The organism is Pirellulales bacterium, assembly GCA_036490175.1.
Taxonomy (GTDB): Bacteria; Planctomycetota; Planctomycetia; order Pirellulales; family JACPPG01; genus JACPPG01.
Genome location: DASXEJ010000238.1, coordinates 44518 through 64226, shown reverse-complemented (window position 1 = coordinate 64226; position 19709 = coordinate 44518). Strand labels below are relative to the sequence as shown.

General features: G+C 60.5%; 17 protein-coding genes. 7 read left to right on the top strand and 10 right to left on the bottom strand.

Features of this window, described 5'->3' with window-relative positions; translation table 11 throughout:
• Nucleotides 1–546 precede the first annotated feature (546 nt).
• Nucleotides 547–1962, top strand: a complete 1416-nt coding sequence (locus tag VGG64_17675; GenBank protein ID HEY1601436.1) for a DUF1501 domain-containing protein — start codon at nucleotides 547–549, stop codon at nucleotides 1960–1962.
• A 61-nt stretch (nucleotides 1963–2023) separates the two neighbouring features.
• On the opposite strand, the gene VGG64_17670 is transcribed toward VGG64_17675, so the two are convergent.
• The 4 genes from VGG64_17670 to VGG64_17655 form a co-directional block, all read right to left on the bottom strand.
• Nucleotides 2024–2908 (bottom strand): hypothetical protein, encoded by an 885-nt coding sequence (locus tag VGG64_17670; GenBank protein HEY1601435.1) that lies wholly within the window; start codon nucleotides 2906–2908, stop codon nucleotides 2024–2026.
• Nucleotides 2909–3190: 282 nt separating this feature from the next.
• Complete coding sequence (locus tag VGG64_17665; protein ID HEY1601434.1) at nucleotides 3191–4435, bottom strand: hypothetical protein; 1245 nt, start codon at nucleotides 4433–4435, stop codon at nucleotides 3191–3193.
• Nucleotides 4436–4910: 475 nt separating this feature from the next.
• Complete coding sequence (locus tag VGG64_17660; GenBank protein ID HEY1601433.1) at nucleotides 4911–5465, bottom strand: N-acetyltransferase; 555 nt, start codon at nucleotides 5463–5465, stop codon at nucleotides 4911–4913.
• Between the two features lie 24 nt (nucleotides 5466–5489).
• Nucleotides 5490–6521 (bottom strand): ThuA domain-containing protein, encoded by a 1032-nt coding sequence (locus tag VGG64_17655; GenBank protein ID HEY1601432.1) that lies wholly within the window; start codon nucleotides 6519–6521, stop codon nucleotides 5490–5492.
• 412 nt (nucleotides 6522–6933) lie between these two features.
• Here VGG64_17655 and VGG64_17650 point away from each other — a divergent pair, with 412 nt between their 5' ends.
• Nucleotides 6934–8067 (top strand): sialidase family protein, encoded by a 1134-nt coding sequence (locus VGG64_17650; GenBank protein HEY1601431.1) that lies wholly within the window; start codon nucleotides 6934–6936, stop codon nucleotides 8065–8067.
• Between the two features lie 155 nt (nucleotides 8068–8222).
• Here VGG64_17650 and thiC read toward each other — a convergent pair whose 3' ends face one another.
• Nucleotides 8223–9578 carry a phosphomethylpyrimidine synthase ThiC gene (gene thiC / locus VGG64_17645; protein ID HEY1601430.1) on the bottom strand — a complete coding sequence of 452 codons (1356 nt, stop codon included), beginning with the start codon at nucleotides 9576–9578 and terminating at the stop codon, nucleotides 8223–8225.
• Between the two features lie 597 nt (nucleotides 9579–10175).
• Here thiC and VGG64_17640 point away from each other — a divergent pair.
• The gene (locus tag VGG64_17640; protein ID HEY1601429.1) at nucleotides 10176–10574 is read left to right on the top strand and encodes a hypothetical protein; all 399 of its coding nucleotides are present in this window, start codon (nucleotides 10176–10178) and stop codon (nucleotides 10572–10574) included.
• Here the strand turns inward: VGG64_17640 and VGG64_17635 are convergent.
• A complete protein-coding gene (locus VGG64_17635; protein ID HEY1601428.1) occupies nucleotides 10528–10950 on the bottom strand; it encodes a cobalamin B12-binding domain-containing protein in 423 nt (140 codons plus the stop codon). The genes VGG64_17640 and VGG64_17635 overlap by 47 nt on opposite strands.
• A gap of 151 nt (nucleotides 10951–11101) precedes the next feature.
• The gene (locus VGG64_17630; GenBank protein ID HEY1601427.1) at nucleotides 11102–12745 is read right to left on the bottom strand and encodes a methylmalonyl-CoA mutase family protein; all 1644 of its coding nucleotides are present in this window, start codon (nucleotides 12743–12745) and stop codon (nucleotides 11102–11104) included.
• Between the two features lie 294 nt (nucleotides 12746–13039).
• Between VGG64_17630 and VGG64_17625 the strand changes: the two genes are divergently transcribed.
• Nucleotides 13040–13783, top strand: a complete 744-nt coding sequence (locus VGG64_17625) for a GTP-binding protein (GenBank protein ID HEY1601426.1) — start codon at nucleotides 13040–13042, stop codon at nucleotides 13781–13783.
• A 17-nt stretch (nucleotides 13784–13800) separates the two neighbouring features.
• Nucleotides 13801–14724 (top strand): carboxylating nicotinate-nucleotide diphosphorylase, encoded by a 924-nt coding sequence (gene nadC / locus VGG64_17620; GenBank protein HEY1601425.1) that lies wholly within the window; start codon nucleotides 13801–13803, stop codon nucleotides 14722–14724.
• Nucleotides 14725–15134: 410 nt separating this feature from the next.
• Here the strand turns inward: nadC and rpsU are convergent, their stop codons facing one another.
• Nucleotides 15135–15332: a 30S ribosomal protein S21 gene (gene rpsU, locus VGG64_17615; protein ID HEY1601424.1), complete on the bottom strand. Its 198-nt coding sequence runs from the start codon at nucleotides 15330–15332 to the stop codon at nucleotides 15135–15137.
• A 352-nt stretch (nucleotides 15333–15684) separates the two neighbouring features.
• Between rpsU and VGG64_17610 the strand changes: the two genes are divergently transcribed.
• A complete protein-coding gene (locus VGG64_17610; GenBank protein HEY1601423.1) occupies nucleotides 15685–15843 on the top strand; it encodes a hypothetical protein in 159 nt (52 codons plus the stop codon).
• Between the two features lie 55 nt (nucleotides 15844–15898).
• Here the strand turns inward: VGG64_17610 and VGG64_17605 are convergent, their stop codons facing one another.
• Nucleotides 15899–16894: a sigma-54 dependent transcriptional regulator gene (locus tag VGG64_17605; protein HEY1601422.1), complete on the bottom strand. Its 996-nt coding sequence runs from the start codon at nucleotides 16892–16894 to the stop codon at nucleotides 15899–15901.
• A gap of 696 nt (nucleotides 16895–17590) precedes the next feature.
• On the opposite strand from VGG64_17605, the gene VGG64_17600 reads away from it, so the two are divergent.
• Nucleotides 17591–18997 carry an amino acid permease gene (locus VGG64_17600; GenBank protein HEY1601421.1) on the top strand — a complete coding sequence of 469 codons (1407 nt, stop codon included), beginning with the start codon at nucleotides 17591–17593 and terminating at the stop codon, nucleotides 18995–18997.
• Between the two features lie 21 nt (nucleotides 18998–19018).
• Here VGG64_17600 and VGG64_17595 read toward each other — a convergent pair whose 3' ends face one another.
• The gene (locus tag VGG64_17595) at nucleotides 19019–19573 is read right to left on the bottom strand and encodes a YqgE/AlgH family protein (GenBank protein HEY1601420.1); all 555 of its coding nucleotides are present in this window, start codon (nucleotides 19571–19573) and stop codon (nucleotides 19019–19021) included.
• Nucleotides 19574–19709: the final 136 nt, after the last annotated feature.

The following is a 19709-nucleotide window of genomic DNA, read 5'->3' as shown; positions in this document are numbered from 1 at the left end:
ATGATTTCAGTGATCAATCCCAGAACGATATGGATGCCCAAAGGAACCAGCAGCGGTCGGATCAAAAGAGAAGCACCGCCTCGGGACGTTCCTCGTCGAAGGGTCAGAATCGCTGATCATAGCTCGCTGGCCACCTGGACTGACTGAAGCCGCTAGTCCAGGGGCCAAGCGAGAGATTTTCTGTTGCTGCGATGGCGGCACTGCAGACGCAAGAATTTATGCTCGTCGCATGGAGAATTGGCGCTATTCCCGAACGGAAAGCCCGACGAACTTGCGACGAGTCATTAAGCTGGCGAAGGAGACCGCTTTCGCGGATACTCCTTCAAAAGCCGCCAGGCCATTGCCCCCCTGGCGGTCTTTTTTTGCGCCAAAATACAGAGAGGGGTGCTTCCACCGAAGCGCCGCGGCGCCAGCAAGCGGATTGCCCCCCCGTGTCGGCGGTTACGCGCACCGCTTACCTAGAAGTCCCGGGCCATGTTATAGTCATGGGGCCATAGTGCCGGCCGCTTTGTGGCCCGCGGTTCAGATCCGGCACGGCGTTGGTCCGTGAGCGAAATCATGCAAAATGCGCGGCCGTACGAACCAGGGACGCACGCCTTTACGAACTTTCAGCCCCGCGAGCGCGAGGGGCTGGTCGTCTACGATCGGCGCAGTGTGCTAAAGGCATCGCTGGCCGGGCTGGCTGGTTTGTCGCTACCAGGGCTGATTCAGGCTCGCACCCAGGCGGCGGCGACGGGCCGGAGTATGTCCAGCGCCAAGAGCGTCATTCTGCTGTGGATGACAGGCGGACCCAGCCACATTGATACCTGGGATCCCAAGCCCACGGCTCCGCGCGAAAATCGCGGACCGTTCTCCACGATTTCTACGGCGTTGCCAGGCGTGACGATTTGCGAGCACCTGCCGAAGCAGGCCGCCATGCTCGACCGCATGACGATCATCCGTTCGGTCGACGCACGGTTTTCGAACCACGAACCCAACATGGTAATGCAGACGGGCAACTCGGAGGCCGCGCCGCGGTTGAATCGCGAAGGAGACAAATATCCGGCGATTGCTTCGCTCGTGGCGCGCTTTCGAGGTCCAAACGAGCCCGATTTACCTCCGTATGTGTCGCTGAACTTGAAGAGCCGCAGCCATTTGGCGTGGGGTGGCTACCTCGGCAAGCAGTACGATCCGTTCGTGGCCACCAACGTCGGCGATCTGTTCAAACTCCCCGGTGGGCTGGATCAACGCCGGCTCGGCTCGCGCCAAGAGTTGCTCGGGCAGCTCGATCGGCTGCGAGAAAACTTGGACCAATCGGGATCGATGCAGGCGCTCGATCGATTTTCGCAGCAGGCCGTCGATATTGTCGTGGGGGCGCGAGCGCAAACTGTGTTCGACCTGTCGCGCGAGCCACAGCCAATGCGCGACCTTTACGGCGACCATCCCTGGTGCCAGCAGGCGCTCTTGGCTCGGCGGTTGGTCGAGGCGGGGGTGAACTTCGTGACCATCGACCTGAGTAATCACAGTTCGTCCGGTACGTGGGACACGCATGGCGATAATATTCCGCCCTACGGCGGCATCATGAGTGGCCTGAAGCCGCTATTGCCCGTGTTCGATCACTTGCTGACCACGTTGGTGGCCGATCTCGGCGACCGTGGTTTATTGGATGACGTGCTGGTGCTAGCGATGGGAGAATTCGGCCGCACGCCGCAAATCGGCACGCAAGGGAGCACCGATGGCCGCAATCATTGGCCCCCCGTGATGTCGATGACGGTGGCCGGCGGTGGATTCCGCCATGGGCAAGTGATCGGCGCCAGCGACCACGACGGCGGCCAAATCCGCGAGCGACCGGTAACACCAGGCGACCTGGCCGCGACGATCTTTCACCATATGGGCGTGCCGCTAGACGGGGCCTATCTCGACTTGCGTGGCCGGCCGCGACCCATCGTCGAAGATGGCCGGCCGATCGAGGAACTTCTCTGACGCGGACGGCCTGCACGGCAGAATGAACTGCCAGCCAGCACGCGACCATCGCCAAAGCCCTCTATCGCGCAGCGCGGTGGTGTTCGACGTGTACCGCCACTTGAAGTTTTCCTTTGCGGCGGACGTCGAATTCCTCACCAGGCTGTCCCTGCCGTTCGGTTGCCGCGACGGGGCCGCGCAGTTCCATAACTGCTAGCCGGCAGGTGTCGAACTCGATGAGAAGCTTGCCTTCCACCGGCGCCCGCTCGGTCCCCGGCTTGGCCGTGCTTGCCGGCGGTGTGTGCAACAATGCGCAGCGCTGGCCATCGACATGCTGAGTGCCCATGAATATGACATCGAGCGGTAGCGCGGCGAGGGATTCATCCCAACCCGCGAGCATCTTGTGCGTGAATTCCGCCGGCAGACGGATGGTGTCGCCGATCTTCACCGTGCGGCCATTGAGGAACGTCCCTAGAGGGCTTTTTCGTCCGAGGCCATCCATCGCACGGGCCACGATCTCGTGCTCGTCGTTTGGCGGGGATGCGCCTTGTTCGTCGACGATCTGCAAATCTTCGCCCTTGCGCGCAACAAAGTACGTTTTGCCGGCCACCGGGCGATCGCTCTCGGCGGCGGCGACGCCACGGCGTCCCTTGGCCGTTTGCCGCGAGGCTTGATAGGTAACTTTTGCCTTGGCCGATTGTCCCGATCCCGGGGGGAGCCGGACGACATGCGATTCTTCGTCACGCTCGATCACCTGGTCGGCGATGTCGACGACCTGCCCGTCGTGGAGCCTCACGGTTTTCAGATCAAGCACGAAGTGTGTCGCTTCTTGCGCTTCGTCTCCCACATCGAGCGGGCGATAGGTGAAGCGGAATGCTGGCGGCGACGTTGGCGTCTGGGCGGTGCCGATCGCAGCCCAACCAACCAAGACAGTGACGATTGCAGCAACGATCAAGGCTCGAGCCATGTGCCCGGACGCTCCGCGGCCTAAGGTGCAATTTCCAGCCCGTAACTCGCCGGGACCGGAGTACCCGTGTGCGCGACGGATGGTGACCGGTCGCGATGGCACGGTCAATGCCAATCGCCCAACGGGCGGCCGGCCGATTACTCCCTTGCGCCGGGCGAGGGCAATAGTAATGCCCGGGCTCCAAAAAAAGCGGCCCGCGCCGCGCCTTACTGGAGGACGCGACGCGGGCCAAAATAGTGGCCCTGATAGTTGTAACTGAACCTTGCTACTCGCCAGGCCTTACTATTCGACAAGATGCGGTATTTGGGCATACCGCAGCGGATCGTGTTTCTTGGCGTCGTACTTCTCGATCACGCCAGCCGACACCAATTCGTTGCGCATCCTCACCGGCTGGCTATAGCCGTTGCCGCTGATGCAATCGGGGTCAAAGGGGTGAAACGAAAAAATTCCATCCGACCCGCGAATGCGTCCGTACCAATCCCGCCCGGACTGAAACTTGTTGACGGGTTGGTTCACAGTCTCATGGCAACGCATGCACGAAATGCGGTCGACCTCGACAAATCCGGCATCGTACTTGGCTGGCACGATATGAAATTTGGCCTCGGTCGTGGGGGCTGCGGCCACAGGACCATTGGTACCTTCGAACCAATATTCGCCAAGCGATGACTTGAACGTCGTCTTCGTCAAAAGCTCGCGGACCAGTCCGGCGTCTTCCAACGGTGGGAGCAAGTAGACACCCATCGACTGCTGAAACGACTTGCGCGGATGCTTATCAGCTAGCTTCCGCTCGGGGATCTCGGCCTGGGATGACAGCAGCGCAACCGCGCTCTTGAGCGCCGGCTTATCCTCCCAATGGGGTCGTAGTTCCTTGATGCGATCGACCAGATCCTCCGAATGGGGGAAGGGGCGAAAGACGTCCACGGCCCAATCGTCGACTTCGCGAAAGCGAACTCGCACCTCGAAGCAATAGTCTCGGCCATCCTCGCCGTGCATCATCAACACCTCGCCCAGCACGGCGCCGACCGGAAAACGCCACCCATAGCCGCGCTGGCCATCCCCTTTTTGGCGGGACTGAAACCAGACCACGGGTAGAACGTTGCCCTCTTCATCTCGCGGCAAGCGAAGAAAGCGAAAGGCCCAGACGTTCTTGGCCCGATGAGTGCCGGCCGGGCCGTCCCAAGGGAACTCGCGATTGCCGTTGCCGAACGGCTCGCCACCATTGGCCGAAATGTTGTAGCTGGCGCGATGGACGCCAGGCATCTGACCATCCCAAAACTGATAGGCCTTGGGCATCTCGCTGTCGGTATACAGGATCAACTGAGGATCGGCGAAGATAGCCTGCACCTCGTCGTCGGCGACCTTCGGCAGATAATCACGCAGCCGACTTTCCTTCTTTGCCGGCATCAGTCGGACGAGTGCCTCCTTGCGACCATCTCCCTGAGGCTCGTCCGACATCATGGCCCACAGCGTCGAAGCCGATAGCACGTTCACTAGTGCCACCGCGAGCGACATTTTGAAACGACTCATACGCATCTTCCTCCCTGCAAATCAAAGTTGAACAACCAACCCCATTGCCAACGGCCATTCCGCCGGCGCAAGTACAGCGGCCGCAAGATAATCCCGCAGCATGCTGGCAACGATGATCAACGCGCGTCAAAGCTTGTTCAACCCGCCGTCTGCGGGGCATGTCTCCTATTCAAATAAAACAACCCAAGCAACCTATATCTCCACATGGGCAACAAGCATCTCATTCACCCAATCATGTAATTTGTTCCCCGGGACGCGAGATCCGTTTGGCTCAAACGTGTTAGGAGCTTTTGCATACGCGATTGCCATGGCGATTGCATCTCGCATGGCGAGGCGTCCCCAAGCGGGAGGGCCAGAACACCCCTGAAAAGATTACGGAAAATCAATCAAAGTTTTTCGGAGAACAGGCGGCTTGGAGAATTCTGGCAATTTCGCGACGTGTTGCTCCAACAGCGGCTGACGACAGAGCGTCGACTCAGACCAAGAGAAACGGGGGCGGATATTGCACCAGGCCGACGACGAAATCTGGCGCCAACTCCGGCACATTTCCCGCGGCGCTATCGCGCGCCAGGTCGCAGACCAGGAACGCCTCGTCGGGCACGGCGAAGGGGACCTCGAGGCCCAAGGGGCGCGCCGGACGAAAGCCGAATCGTGGATAGTAATCCGGATGCCCGACGACGATCACCAGCCGCTCGCTACGGCGCCGGCAGGCCGTCAGCCCCTTGCGCACCAGCAGCGATCCGACGCCGGCGCGCTGATGCTGCGGCAGGACTGACAGCGGCGCCAATGCCAATGCGGCAAGCGGCGCCGCACCATCGCGCTGGATCTCGACAGGCGTAAATAAGATGTGACCGAGCAATTCGTGATCTCGTACCGCGACCAGCGATAGCAGCGGATCGAAACCACTGCACGCACGAAGCTCACGCACCAGTCGGGCCTCAGCCTCCTGACCAAATGCCAGCCGGGTAACCTCGTTGATGTCGGCAAAGTCCTGGGACTGTTCCGGACGGACGATGGTGGAGTGCTGCATAAACCCAAACTCGCCCCGGCAGAACTACGGCCCCTTCGCGGCATGATCCGCCGGCTTCACACCCTTGGTGAAGGTGCCAAAGCCGAAGGGGTGCGGCCGGTAATCGCCTATCAACTCGACGTTAGTCTTGGCTGGGATCTGGTCCTCAAGACCGATTCCCCACAAGCAGGCGTTCACGAGCATGCGCCGCACACCCTCGCTCACTAAATCTTGCGATGCCCCCATCGTGGTGGTAAAGATGCGCGACGTTTTTCCCGACGGTGCGGAGTAGGTCTTGGTCCAAGCAATCGGCATCATCGGATCGTTTTTCTTTCCAGACACTGGCGGATCGTCTGGGTTCATGCCGGTTAGCACCTGTCCCAACACCAGCGGTTGGCAATCACCGGGCAATGGCAAGCGAACACCGTACACATCCGTCGTCCCCCAAATGTCTCCGTCTTTGATGCCCCGTAAGATCGGACTGTGTTCTGCGCCCGGCGCGATGATTCCCCGGGTGCTTTCCTTGCCATGCTGGCCATGATGATTGATCCAGGTCTCGCCCAGTACCTGTCGGCCAAATCCTCCGTCCCATTCAGGACTTTGCCAGGCGTAGCGGGCGTATTTCTTGCTTGCCTTGTTATCGAAGGCATGCGTCGACGTGCGCAGCGCAACAATGGGGCGACCCGAGTCGACGTAATCTACGATGTGCTTCATCTGATCGTCAGGCAGCTCGCGGAAGCGTGTAAACAGCACCAACAAAGCGGCATTGTCCAGAGACTCGAGTCCGGGAATGTTGGTGCGGACGATAGGGTTGATGGTCCCATCCGCGGGGTCGATAGGGAACAAAACTGTACACTTGAATCCCTGCCTGAAGGCAAGAATCTTTGCCAACTGGGGAAGTGCCTCCTCCGAGCGATACTCCTCATCACCGCTCACGAGCACGATGTGGCGCCCCTTGCCCGGGCCAGCCGTACCTTCGTAGGTAACCCACGTGTTCTCGGCCCTGGCATGATTGGCAATCAGCCCACCAAACATGATCGCGGCGAACACGGCAGACGCTGAGATGTGCGATTTCACGTCATTCATCCTGTTGGCGGTTTTTACCTAGACTCCGGCATCGACCCAGTGTATCCGCGATCCACGCGACCTTGTAGATGGAGGCGCTCGATGGGCCGGCACGCTTATACCTGGGCGAGAATAGGCAAGCTGCCAGGTGATCCTGCCGGACCAGGGGAAATAGGAAACATCAACCTGCCACAACGAGGGATCGGACTCGGTCCGGCCGCGACACTTGTACCGAACTATTAATGCCAAAACACTCCCCTTTTTCGACGAATTCGGGCAAAATTGGGGCCGGCCGCAGATCATGTCCGATGCATCCGCAATCGTCGCGGCCGAGAGGACCTGTCTGTTTTCGCGCGAATGCCGCACTCGATGTTAGTCGCCGCCGGTGGCTCACGCCGCGATAGCCACTAGCGGGTTCGACGCGGTGTTGTTTTCTTTCTATTGCGAACTGATTCAGAAACAACTGCTGACTATGACATATGCCATGCACAATCGAGTGAATCTCTTGGGAGTTTTGGTAGCAACGATCGCGTGGCTATGGTGGGCCACCTGTGCGACCGGCGATACGCCCGGTGACAGCCAGCAGACGGTACACGTCTGCCAAGACGCAGGCGCCGGCGGCTACGAGGCCTTTCCGGATGTATGCCGCCGTAAAGATGGGCAATTGATGTGCGTCTTTTATGCCGGCTACGGCCATGTCTCTCTGCCGAATGCCGAGTTGCCGCGCGGTGGACGCATCTGCTACTGCACGAGCGCCGACGAAGGCAAGACCTGGAGCGCGTCGCAGACCCTGTTTGACGGAGAGCATGACGACCGCGATCCGTCGATCACACAACTGAAAGACGGCCGTTTGGCTTGCACGTTCTTCTCGCTCGCCAAACCGGACAAGCCAGGAATACCCCACGTTGGTCTGGGCGCGTTCGTGGTCACCTCGGCCGACGGAGGGCAAACCTGGTCGCCGCCGCACGGGATCGCCGGACGCGACTATTACTGTTCGTCCCCCATGCGAGAGCTGTCCAACGGGCATCTGGTGCTCGGACTGTATCACGAACAAGGGGGCATGCCCGGCGGCGCCGTCACCACCAGCGAGGATGGCGGGAAAACGTGGCTCAAGCCAGTTCACATTGATGGAGGAGAGCAAAAGCTGGCCGCCGAAACCGATGTCATCGAGCTTAAGGACGGCCGGCTGTACGCAGCCTTGCGCGGCGACGGGGACCAGCAAATGTGTTGGAGCGCATCACGCGACCATGGACGCACCTGGACGACCGCCAAGCCCATCGGATTCCTCGGCCACTGCCCCTATCTGCACCGCACTGCCGACGGAATCATCCTGCTCGGGCATCGTCAACCGGCGACAAGCCTGAACTACAGTCTGGATGAAGCCAAAACCTGGAGCCCACCGGTGCGGATCGACTCGCTCATGGGCGCCTATCCGTCGATGGTGAATTTGCAAGACGGCTCGGTGTTGGTGGTCTATTACGAAGAGGGGCCGGGATCGAGCATCCGTGCCAAGCGCTTCCGTGCAACCCCTCAAGGCATCCAGTGGATCGGCTGGTGAAGTGGCCCTATCGCGCAGCCGGTCCCCGTGCGACTGGTAACAGCGGCTATCTGCGACCATTATCTGAGGGAGATCTGGCTGGGTGAAATCTAATCGCGCCATGGCCAGCACGACTACCAAAGTGGCCAGATTGACGCGCGCGACGCCGAAGCTGCTTACGGCCCGACTTTTTGCGCGCCGTTTTCAATGGCTGCCAACGGAACCAGCGGCTCGCCGGCTGCCATCTCGCGGATCTGCTCGGTGATCTTCATCGAGCAGTACTTCGGCCCACACATGCTACAGAAATGCGCGCTCTTGAAAGTGTCTTGTGGCAACGTCTCGTCATGCATCCGCTGGGCCGTCTCGGGGTCGAGTGACAGGCGGAATTGCTCATTCCAGTCGAACGCAAAACGGGCACGCGACAGAGCGTCGTCCCGATCGCGGGCCCCCGGACGATGCCTGGCGAGATCCGCGGCATGGGCCGCGATCTTGTAGGCAATTACCCCCTGCCGCACGTCGTCCTTCTCGGGCAGCCCCAGGTGCTCTTTCGGCGTGACGTAACAGAGCATGGCAGCCCCACTCCAACCGGCAATGGCCGCTCCGATAGCACTCGTAATGTGGTCGTAACCGGGGGCGACGTCGGTGACCAAGGGCCCCAGTACATAAAACGGCGCCTCGTGGCACCATTCGATTTGTTTTTTGATGTTCATATCGATCTGGTCCATGGGGATGTGCCCCGGACCTTCGACCATCACCTGGCAGCCTTTGGCCCAGCCCCGCTCGACCAAATCGCCCAGCACCTTCAATTCAGCAAACTGCGCTTCGTCGCTGGCATCGGCAATCGAGCCTGGCCGTAGTCCGTCTCCCAGACTCCAAGTGACGTCATATTGCCGCATGATGTCGCAGAGGTCTTCGAAGTGCGTAAACAGCGGGTTCTGCTGCCGATGCGACATCATCCACTTGGCAATCAACGAGCCGCCGCGGCTGACGATCCCGGTGACGCGTCCCATCGTTAAATGCAGGTGCTCTAACAAGACGCCGCAATGGACCGTCATGTAGTCGACGCCTTGCTTGGCCTGATGCTCGACCATGTCGAGGAAATGCTGCGGCCGCATGTCCTCGATTTCGCCCCCCAGCTCCTCGAGCATCTGGTAGATCGGCACCGTGCCAATGGGCACCGGGGAGGCCGCGATAATTGCTGCGCGGATGCTGTCGATGTTCTTGCCTGTCGACAGGTCCATGACGGTGTCCGAACCGAAGTGTACGGCGGTATGCAGCTTTTCCAGCTCGCCCTCGATGTCGCTGGTGACGGCCGAGTTGCCGATATTGGCGTTAATCTTTGTCCTGGCGGCAATGCCGATCCCCATCGGCTCGAGTCGGCCCAACAGATGGACCTTGTTGGCCGGGATGACCATGCGACCTCGGGCTACCTCGTCGCGCACCAGTTCGGGCGTCAGTTGCTCGCGCTGGGCGACGTATTCGATTTCCGGCGTGATCTTGCCAGCGCGGGCTTGTTCCAGTTGCGTCGACATGGGGGCAGCCTCCGTGGAGCAGCAAAACGAACCAAGGATTCTCGGACCGAAGTCGAATGGCGACAAAAGGTTCGGCCCGAATGGGTCATCCTATCTGCGGCCAGCCGTTTGTCAATTGTGCCAAGCCGCGCGACCCTGCATACGTGATGCGCATTTCCAATCCCGGAAGACCGTCGACCTCAACTTTCGCGCTACAGCCTTCGAGCGCACGATTGCCCGTGTCCCTAAGTGATCGCCGGAATAAACGATTCGATGTTCTCGTTCTGTCCTTGAATGCGCGGTTCGCGTGGAACGCCGCGGCATGGTGCGACCGACGGCTGCCCGCTTTCTCCGCACTCCAGGAATGTTCGGAAAAAAACAGAAATCGTCGGCTGCCTAAATTGGCTCGGTCGATAAGCGATAACGAAGCCACCAGCCACTACTGCGCAACCCCAATATCGAGCGCACCGATTTCTAGGCACAAACGCGGCTGCTGGAATATCTGCCTCTGTCCGCCAGATCCTACGGGTCTGGGTTTCGTTGTCCGACGGTCCGAACATGGAAAAAGATCTCAGCGGTATGCATCCAGGTGAATTGCCCCCGGGCTTGGACGCATCAATGTCTTCTCCGGCCGAGTCATTGGAGACCGAGTCGCGCGAACTGTGGCGCGTGGTATCCGTTGATGGCTCAACTCGCATCTTTCAGACGAAGCCGGCCAGCGAATTGCCAGGCAAGCGATCGTCGGCCCGACGGGTGAACCCGAGCCCCGTCGACCTGGACGCCCGCCCCAGCAAAGGACTGTTCGACCAGGGCAGTTCCCCACTGCCGGCCCTGATAACGGAAAGCAGTCTCCTGCAATCCGGTTCGGCCGATTACGAGCTCAGCGTGGAGTTGACCAGCGTCACGCAGGCGTGGCCGTCGCTATCGCCTGGGATTCGCGGAGCGGTGATGGCTCTGATTCGCGCGGCATCTACTTCCCGGCCGACACGCCAGGCGGCGGCACCGCGCCGCGAATAAATTCGGCAATCTCGGTCAAGCCAGCACCGGGCGTAAAGACCTTGGCGACGCCCAGCGCGTGCAACCGCGGAATGTCGGCCGCCGGAATGATGCCTCCGACGATCACCAGGACATGCCCCAGCCCGCGGGCTCGCAAGGCGTCGATCAGCACCGGCACCAGCGTCGCATGGGCGCCGGACAGCAAGCTGACTCCCAGCACGGCGGCATCTTCGTCCTCGACGGCGCGCACCACGGCGTCGGGGGTCTGCCATAGCCCTGTGTAGATGACCTCCATACCCGCATCGCGCAGGGCCCGGGCGACGACCTGAATGCCGCGATCATGTCCATCAAGCCCGAGCTTGGCCAACACGACGCGAATCGGATGCAGATGAGTCATAAAGCTAGTAATGTCGAAGGGCGAATGTCGAGAAAAGCTACGAATGACAAATGTCGAATGCTCACATTGCGCGGTCGATAGCGGTGCGTCCTAGTCATTCGATAATTCGACATGAGGCATTGTATATACGGCTGGCACGATGCGCGGGGGATCATACTCCGGGCCGATATCGGCCAAAGACATCGGCCAATGCTGCCACGATCTCTCCCAGTGTGACGTGCTGATCGGCAGCGAGCAGGAGCACCGGCATGATGTTCTGCGTGCTGGCGGCAGTGCCACGGATGCGCTCGAGCGCCTCGCCGACGTTCGCTGCATTGCGTGCGGCCTTGATGTGCGCCAGATTCGCTTTTTGTCGGCGCTCGATCTCGTCGTCGATCTGCAGTGTGGGAATCGTCACGGCATCGGGCTCTACGAAGGCGTTTACGCCCACGAGCAGTTTACGGCCCACATCGACTTCGCTCTGAAAGCGGAACGCGCTATCGGCAATGCGTCGCCGGAAATAGCCTGCTTCGATCGCGCGGATGGCGCCGCCGGCCCGCTCGATCTGGGCAAAAATCTCCTCCGCCTCGGTCTCCATGCGATCGGTCATGGCCTCGACCTGATAGCTGCCGCCGAGCGGATCTACGGAATTAACGACGCCCGTCTCGAAGGCCAATACTTGCTGCGTACGCAGCGCGATGGTCACCGCTTCCTCGGTCGGCAGCGACAGGGTTTCGTCCCGACTGTTGGTGTGCAACGACTGGCAGCCCCCCATGACCGCGGCCAGCGCCTGGTACGCCACGCGAATGACGTTCACCTCGGGTTGCTGTGCTTGTAGGCTGACTCCCGAGGTTTGGGCATGAAAACGCAGCGCCCAGCTCTTGGGGTCGCGTGCGCCGTAGCGCTCGCGTAAATGCCGCGCCCAAATGCGCCGCGCGGCACGGAACTTGGCCACCTCTTCGAGAAAATCGCTGTGGGCGTTGAAAAAGAACGACAACCGCGGGGCAAATTCGTCGACGGCCAGCCCACGGGCGATCCCCTGTTCGACGTAGTGAAAACCATCGGCCAGCGTGAAAGCCAATTCCTCGGCGGCCGTGCTGCCCGCCTCGCGGATGTGATAGCCCGAGATCGACACCGGATTGAACTGCGGCACCTCGCGGGTGCAGAATTCGATCGTGTCGGTCACCAGCCGCACGCTTTCGCGCGGCGGAAAGACGAACTCGTTCTGGGCGTGATACTCTTTAAGAATGTCGTTCTGCAGTGTGCCGCGCAAGCGGGTCCAAGGCACTCCCTGCAGACGTGCCGTGGCCAGGTAAAACGCCAGCACGATACAAGCCGGCGCGTTAATGGTCATCGACACGGAAACATCGCCCAGGTTGATGCCGGCGAACAGCCGTTGCATGTCGTCCAGCGTATCCACGGCGACGCCCAATCGGCCCACCTCACCGAGCGAATTGGGATGATCGCTGTCCAGGCCCATCAGCGTGGGTAGGTCGAACGCCGTGCTGAGGCCGGTTTGCCCTTTGTCGAGCAAGAATCGGAAGCGGGCATTGGTTTCTTCCGGCGTGCCGAAACCGGCAAACTGCCGCATCGTCCACAGCCGGCCACGATATTGATTCGCGTGAATACCGCGGGTGAACGGATACTGACCGGGGTAGCCAATATCGCGCTCAAACTTTTCGGTCGGCTCGTCCGGCAAATAAACCGGATCAACCGCCTCGCTGCTGATCGTGGTTAGACTGGTGTCGCGTTCCGTAGCGGCCGTTAGCGCGTCCTGCCACGCCTCGCGTGCCGTAAGTTTGGCGTCAGTGACCATCGATCGAGAGTCTCTGTGAGAAGTGGACGCGAGACGAGTCAGCGGCAGCTTGTGCATTACAGCCAATATTCCAACTCTCAAGTCTACCCCAGCCACGGCCACGTCGAAAGATCGGTGCCCTTCGATGGAATGCGGCAAAGTGACGCACGCACGAGGCTGCGGGCTTGAACCGCAATATGGTTGCGGGGCGCGGCATGCTTTCATCACCACTTCGGCAAAGGCCTGGCAAGTAAGCGCCGCCGCGGACGGGCCGGCGGTTGTTCCGGCACGTCGCGACCGATATCATCGCAAGCGATGACGCAGAATCCGCCACTGTTGCAAAGATTTGCTCGCCGCGACCGTCGGGCGCTGGCCGAAATCCTCACCCTGGTCGAGTCTCGATCCGCGCCTGCGTTGCCTGCACCGGAGGCGGGACGCCCACCTGTGCATGTCGTCGGCATCACGGGAAACGGCGGCGCCGGCAAGAGCACGCTGATCGGATGCTTGATCACGCACCTGCGCGACATGGGACTCTCGGTCGCTGTGTTGGCCTCGGACCCGCAAAGCCCGGTCACCGGAGGCGCGCTGTTGGGAGATCGCATTCGCGTACACTTCGATCCGGCCGACGAGGGCGTTTACTTTCGCAGCCTGTCGACGCGCGGCGCCGCTGGCGGAATCTCGGCGGCCACGCGCGAGTCCCGCGATTGGCTGACGGCCTTCGGTTTTGATTGCATCCTGATCGAAACCGTGGGCGTAGGCCAGGATCAAGTTGCCGTGCGCGAGCTTGTCGATACACTTGTGCTGCTTGTCACTCCTAACACCGGCGATGAAGTGCAGTGGGAGAAAGCCGGTTTGATCGAAGTGGCCGATCTGGTCGTGGTCAACAAATCAGATCTGCCTGGGGCCGATCGCGTACGCCAGCAGCTGGTATCGGCCCTGTCCCTGGGTCCGGCTGACTCGCGCGTGACCGTGCTGAATGTAACTGCCGCCACGGGGCAAGGCGTGGTCGAACTTTGGCACACAATCGCCGCGCGCCCGACAGGTGCCCCCGGCCGATAACCGGAAGTGAGCTATTCGTGTCTGCAGAATACCGCCCAATCATCTGGGACGCTGAACTCGAGGACGACTGCCGCCAGATCGTGCGGTTAGCGATCCGCGAAGATCTCGGTCGATTATATGATTGGACGACCGTGGCCCTTGTGCCTGAGCAGGCTCCGGGCCGCGCCGTGGTCCGTGCCCGGCGTGCGGGAGTCATCGCGGGATTGCCAGCGGCGAAGCTGGCTCTGGCCGAGTACGACGCCAATCTGGAATGGACGCCCGTCCTGGCCGATGGGGATGCAATCGAGGCGGGCGCCGCGATTGCCACCCTGGTTGGCTCGGCCCGCAGCATGCTCACCGCCGAGCGGACCGCCTTGAATCTGCTCGGACGTTTATCGGGAATCGCCACACTTACAGGTGATTATGTCAGGGCCGTCGCCGAAACATCGGCACGAATATACGACACCCGCAAAACGACCCCCGGCTGGCGCCGGCTCGAGAAGTATGCCGTTCGCGCGGGGGGCGGATGGAACCATCGGTTGGGATTGTTCGACGGAGTTCTGATCAAGGACAACCATTTAGCTCTGGGAGCGACGAACGAGGAAAGTTCCTATTCGCCCTCCAGCGCTATCGATCGATGCCGAAAAGTGGTTGCCAGTCTCGCACCCCCGGCCGCCGCGGCGCTAATCCCGATCGAGATCGAAGTTGATACGTTGGCACAATTGGCTGAGGTCCTGCCGAAGCGGCCCGACATCGTGCTCCTGGACAACATGTCGCTCACGGATTTGGAAGCGGCCGTGGCATGTCGCGACAAAGACTTCGCGCAAGTTCAATTGGAAGCATCTGGCGGAGTGACGCTGGATAGCGTGGCCGCCATTGCGCGAACCGGTGTCGATCGCATCAGCGTGGGAGCTCTGACACACTCGGCCCCCAGTCTGGACGTGGGGCTGGACTGGCTGTAGCGAACAGCGCTCGATCTACATTCCACTTCACGTCGCTTGCGATAGGCTTGTGCGCCGTCGCGCATTACCTGCGCGCTTTAGCACACCGAACCGCCGTGAAGAAATGCCATGTATGATATGGGCGATCGGTCGCACGGTAGATCGACTGCATTCTGCAGCGCGCGACCCATGTTTGACAGCCCGAAGCGCTGACCTAAAGTTTCAATGTACCTGTGCTCTGGGGAGGGGCTCAGGTCGCTGGCGCAGCGGGGATAGCTGGGAGCTTGAGGGGACCCTGCTGCGCCTTTTTTTATTTTCCCAGCGCCAGGAACCGTGGCCTGCGACGTCTCTGATATGCAGACGCGCGGCGCATTGAACACACTCTCGACACGCGTTAGCAATTGCGCGTCTGTGCATCGGCCCGAATCGTATCAGGCCGTCGGTCCGAGCAAATTGCGGCGAGTCCGACGCTCGGCACGTAGTCGTGCGCGACGGCGCGTCTCGCTCGGCTTCTCGTAATATTCCTTGCGGCGCATTTCTTTCTTAATGCCACTCCGCTCGACCAATTTCCGGAATCGGCGAACCGCCTCCTGGATACTTTCTCGATCACGAACGTTCAGTTTGACCACGCGTCCTCCTCTTACTATGACTTTTTGATATCTGCGATAGGACCCTCGGCCGGGGAACAGCCCTAGCCGATTCATTGGGCGAACCGGCTAGTCTACCTGACCAGGGGCCGCGTTGTAAATCCAATCTTGCGGTGTTTTTGCCCAGAGTCCCTGACCTCTGATGCGCCCCCATCCTTAGTTTTTCCCGCGGCGATTGGTTTGGGCCCGGGCGGCTCGTTTTCGCGAACCCGCAATCTCCACGCAGCCGGAACATCCTGCGGGGCCACCACGGCACCCCCGGACTCGATCGGTGCCGCGGCGCAAGCCGATGTTGTTGCGGGGTCCCTCGTCGCCGCGAAAGGGAGTGGTTGCCGTGAAATCACCGGAGCAAGAGGCCGCCGTCGAATCCATAAAAGATATCGACCGGCGGCAGGACGAAGTGTTGCGGCAGCTCGATTTGCTCGAGCAGCGGCTGGCCACGCTATTGAGCGAGTACGCCGAAAGCACCGTCAACGTCAAACGGGCTGCCTAGGCCACGTTCCTGATTTTCATCCCGCGAGTGGGATTCAATCCGCTGCGCAGCGACTCTACGCCTCGAGCCCTTCTGGCAAGTGGGCCGGCACATCGAAACGGCTCAAGAGTCTGGTCAGCGTGTTGGGGTGCACGCCTAGCAACTTGGCCGCCCGCCCCTTATGTCCGCGCGTTACGCGCAACGCTTGGCGGATCGATTCATTGCGCAGCCGCTCCAGATTTAGGAACGGCAAAGTCAGCGGCAGCTCGCGCTTCGACGAGTTATCTGGAAGGCTTGGTACACAATCCAGCACATACGATTGCTCGATGACCTGCGCCAGCTGGCGAATATTGCCCGGCCACTGGTACTCGCAAAATTGCTGCAAGGTCTCTGCCGCAGGACGCCACACGGGCCGATCGTAGCGACGGGCAAAACGGCTCGCGAAAAAGTCGATGAACTCCGGAATGTCCTCGGTTCGCTGCCGCAACGGCGGCACGCGGAGTTCGACCATGTTGAGACGGTAGTACAAGTCCTCGCGAAAACGACCCTGAGCGACTTCCGTCTCAAGGTCTCGATTCGTAGCCGCCACAACCTGCACGTCGATCTTTACCGGACGCGAAGCACCCACCGGTGTTACTTCGCGCTCTTGCAGAACGCGCAACAACTTGGGCTGCAAGTCCAACGGCATCTCGCCGATTTCGTCGAGAAAAACTACGCCGCCATGTGCCGCCCGGAACACACCTAGCGAACTGCCTGCTGCTCCGGTGAACGCGCCGCGTTCATGACCGAACAGTTGACTCTCAGCCAGAGTGGGCGTCAGCGCAGCGCAGTTGACAGGAATAAACGGACGGGTGGCGCGCGGGCCACTGGAATGAATCAGGCTGGCCCAGAGTTCCTTGCCAGTGCCTGTCTCGCCGCAAATCAAGCAGCTGCAATGCACTTCAGCCACGCGCTCGGCGTGTTGCGCAATGCGCCGCACGACCGCGTTGTGTCCTAAGACCCAATCGACGGGCGCTGCGCGAGAATGAACATCCACCCCTTCCGTGGGTGCGGATCGATTGTCGTTTGCCATCGTGTAAATGCCTTTTGCACCTTGCCCAACCGTATGCAAACGGCCGCGCCCGATGCTCGTCACTCGCTAATCGCATGCTTGCCGAAGCGATTAGCTGTCATTCAGGTCATTAGCGTTCCCCAGCCCAACACCTTTGCAATCCCTGCTATGTCCAACAGCCAACGAGGATGTTGCACATGCCGCTCGAACGGCTTACCCAACGGCACCGGATGTGATCCCGGCCCGCAGGCAGCCGCTTCTATGTTCCAAATACTTGGTTCATGTTAATCGCACAATACCAAAAAGGCAAACCTTAGCGGCGCTAACTATCCATCACCGTTGGAGATACCGCGAATTCCGCGCCATTCGCACCCCCCCGATTTACGGAATACCGAATCTAAGCATTTCATGGCACATAAAACCATTCTGTTTAAGCCATTGCGCAATTTTCTAAGAATTGCCATCTAGTTGCCGGGTGATGCCCTCGGCACGGATCGGAGCTGCCTCGCTGCATCATTATTGATCAGGTAACTGCTCAAAAATGATTTCTATTTAAGCAGTCTCGCGCAGCGCGTGGGCGCCCAACGCAAGTCGCGCTCGCTGCGCACCACCGCCGCAGGGAGCGGCTGGTGCACAGTCTGGGCAGGGACCGCGATTCGCAACTGGCCCAGGACCCGCCCTGGCTGCGCCGCCGCAGACCCGATATTTTGAGTCGCAATGGATTCTCGCAATCGCGCCGACAGCGCATCCCCGACCGACACGTCGCTGCAACCGGTCTTGGGACTATTCTCGGCGATTGCCTTGGTCGTGGGGAGCGTCATCGGGTCCGGAGTCTTCTTGAAGCCAAGCCAGGTGGCCGTGGCGACTCACGGCTACGTCGGCTTGATCCTCACTCTGTGGGTCGTGCTGGGCTTGGTGAATCTGTGCGGCGCGCTGGCGCTTGCTGAATTGTCAGCCATGTTTCCACGCGCTGGCGGTTCGTATCTCTTCTTACGCGAGGCCTACGGACCGTTGTGGGCGTTCACTTGGGCCTGGGCCGAATTCTGCGTAGTTCGCAGCGGTAGCATCGCAACGCTGGCCGCGGCGATGGCCATCGCGCTGAGCAAACTCGTGCTGATCGCGGGCCTGGGCGAATGGGGGCTGGCGACAAATAGCCTGGTTTCGGTCGGCAGTATCGTGCTGCTGGCAGCGGTGAATATCGTAGGCACTCGCTGGGGCGGGGTTGTGCAGAATGTGACCACGATAATCAAGTGTGGCTTCGTGGCGTTTCTGGCCATCTTGCCATTTATGGCCTTCGAGACTCAAAGCGTAGAACTCGGCGACCTGTGGCCCACCGTGATGGACGCTGGATTTCTGGCCGGAATCGGGGGGGCCGTCTCGGGCATCATGTGGGCCTACGACGGCTGGGCCAATCTGCCGATTGTCGCCGAGGAAGTACACCAGCCGGCGCGCAATGTTCCGCGTGCTTTGATCGGTGGAATCGTGCTGCTGATCCTGCTCTACGCCGGAGCGAATCTGGCCTACCACATCACATTGCCGGTGGAAGAAATTGCCACGGCCGATGCCACGGCAGAATTGGCTGCCGAAAAGCTGCTTCCCAACTTCGGCGGTAAACTCACGCTGTCGATGCTCGCGATTTCGGTATTTGGCGCATTGAACGCCAATATTCTGGCTGGACCGCGCGTGATATTTGCCGCCGCGCGAGATCGTCGCTTCCTCGGCCCGTTACGCCGCATCGATCCGAGATTTGGCACGCCGGCGCTTGCGATTGCGGCGCTGGCCGGATGGTCGGTACTGCTGGTCTTGGCCGGGAATCTTTATCCCGATCCCAACAAGCGTCTGTATGACGTGCTGAGCGACTATTGCATTTTTGGGGCGGCGGTTTTCTACCTGGCCGCCGTCTTCTCGGTGTTTGTTTTGCGCCGCAATCGGCCCACGGCTGATCGCCCTTATCGCGCGTGGGGCTACCCGGTTTTGCCGGGGATCTTCGCAGTCGCTTATGTGTTTGTGCTGGCAAGCATGTTTTGGGCCGCGCCGCTGGAATGCACCACGGGACTGATGCTGATAGCGATCGGCATGGCGGTCTATGGCGCGGCCAAGATTTTCGATGCAGAGAACTCGTAAGCCGACCGCTTTGCGGGAGGCTCAATTCCGCGACGGATCGACGGGAATGTCTTTAATCCGCAATGCGGCCAAAACCTCCCAGCCGGCGGCTTCGCTCATCGAGCGTTCCCACAGCTGCTGGTTGACGACAAAAATGTGTTTGAGCGACGCCGGCTCCGTGCGCCAAGCGCCGCTACTGAGCTCATTTTCTAATTGGCCTGCACCCCAGCCGGCGTAGCCAAAGAAAAATCGCACGTCGACCTGCGAGTTGACCGCCAATGACCGCAGCTGTTCCCCCGCCGCGCTGAAATACAAGCCAGGGAGAACCTCGATCTCGGCCGCCGACTTCTCGGTGTGCAGCGCCATGAGCGGGCCTTCGCATGGCCCCCCCAGGCTGACCGGCCCGTCATTAACCTTTCCCTCTTGGCCCAAACGTTCCCACAATTCCGCGACCGTGGTGCTCGTCTGGCGGTTCAGAACTAGACCGAGCGCGCCTTCATCGTCCGAATGCTGCACGATCAGTATTACGGTCTGGCGAAAATTCGGATCCACCAGTGCCGGCGCGGCAACGAGCAAGAAGCCTTGAAGTGATTCCATGGCGGTTGGGCCTCTTACGACTTACTGGCCATCGTGGCGCTCGCGCTTGACGAGGGCCAACTCTGGACCGTGCGACCGATGATTCCTCTGTCCATAGGCTATCGCGGCGCGTCACGCTCCAGAAGTCCCACGCCAC

Excerpts from the sequence above, each read along its gene's own strand:
- VGG64_17670 (HEY1601435.1), bottom strand. The coding sequence starts at position 2,908 with ATGGCTCGAGCCTTGATCGTTGCTGCAATCGTCACTGTCTTGGTTGGT.
- VGG64_17665 (HEY1601434.1), bottom strand. The coding sequence starts at position 4,435 with ATGAGTCGTTTCAAAATGTCGCTCGCGGTGGCACTAGTGAACGTGCTA.
- VGG64_17660 (HEY1601433.1), bottom strand. The coding sequence starts at position 5,465 with ATGCAGCACTCCACCATCGTCCGTCCGGAACAGTCCCAGGACTTTGCC.
- thiC (HEY1601430.1), bottom strand. The coding sequence starts at position 9,578 with ATGTCGACGCAACTGGAACAAGCCCGCGCTGGCAAGATCACGCCGGAA.
- VGG64_17640 (HEY1601429.1), top strand. The coding sequence starts at position 10,176 with ATGTCTTCTCCGGCCGAGTCATTGGAGACCGAGTCGCGCGAACTGTGG.
- VGG64_17635 (HEY1601428.1), bottom strand. The coding sequence starts at position 10,950 with ATGACTCATCTGCATCCGATTCGCGTCGTGTTGGCCAAGCTCGGGCTT.
- VGG64_17630 (HEY1601427.1), bottom strand. The coding sequence starts at position 12,745 with ATGGTCACTGACGCCAAACTTACGGCACGCGAGGCGTGGCAGGACGCG.
- VGG64_17625 (HEY1601426.1), top strand. The coding sequence starts at position 13,040 with ATGACGCAGAATCCGCCACTGTTGCAAAGATTTGCTCGCCGCGACCGT.
- VGG64_17605 (HEY1601422.1), bottom strand. The coding sequence starts at position 16,894 with ATGGCAAACGACAATCGATCCGCACCCACGGAAGGGGTGGATGTTCAT.
- VGG64_17600 (HEY1601421.1), top strand. The coding sequence starts at position 17,591 with ATGGATTCTCGCAATCGCGCCGACAGCGCATCCCCGACCGACACGTCG.
- VGG64_17595 (HEY1601420.1), bottom strand. The coding sequence starts at position 19,573 with ATGGAATCACTTCAAGGCTTCTTGCTCGTTGCCGCGCCGGCACTGGTG.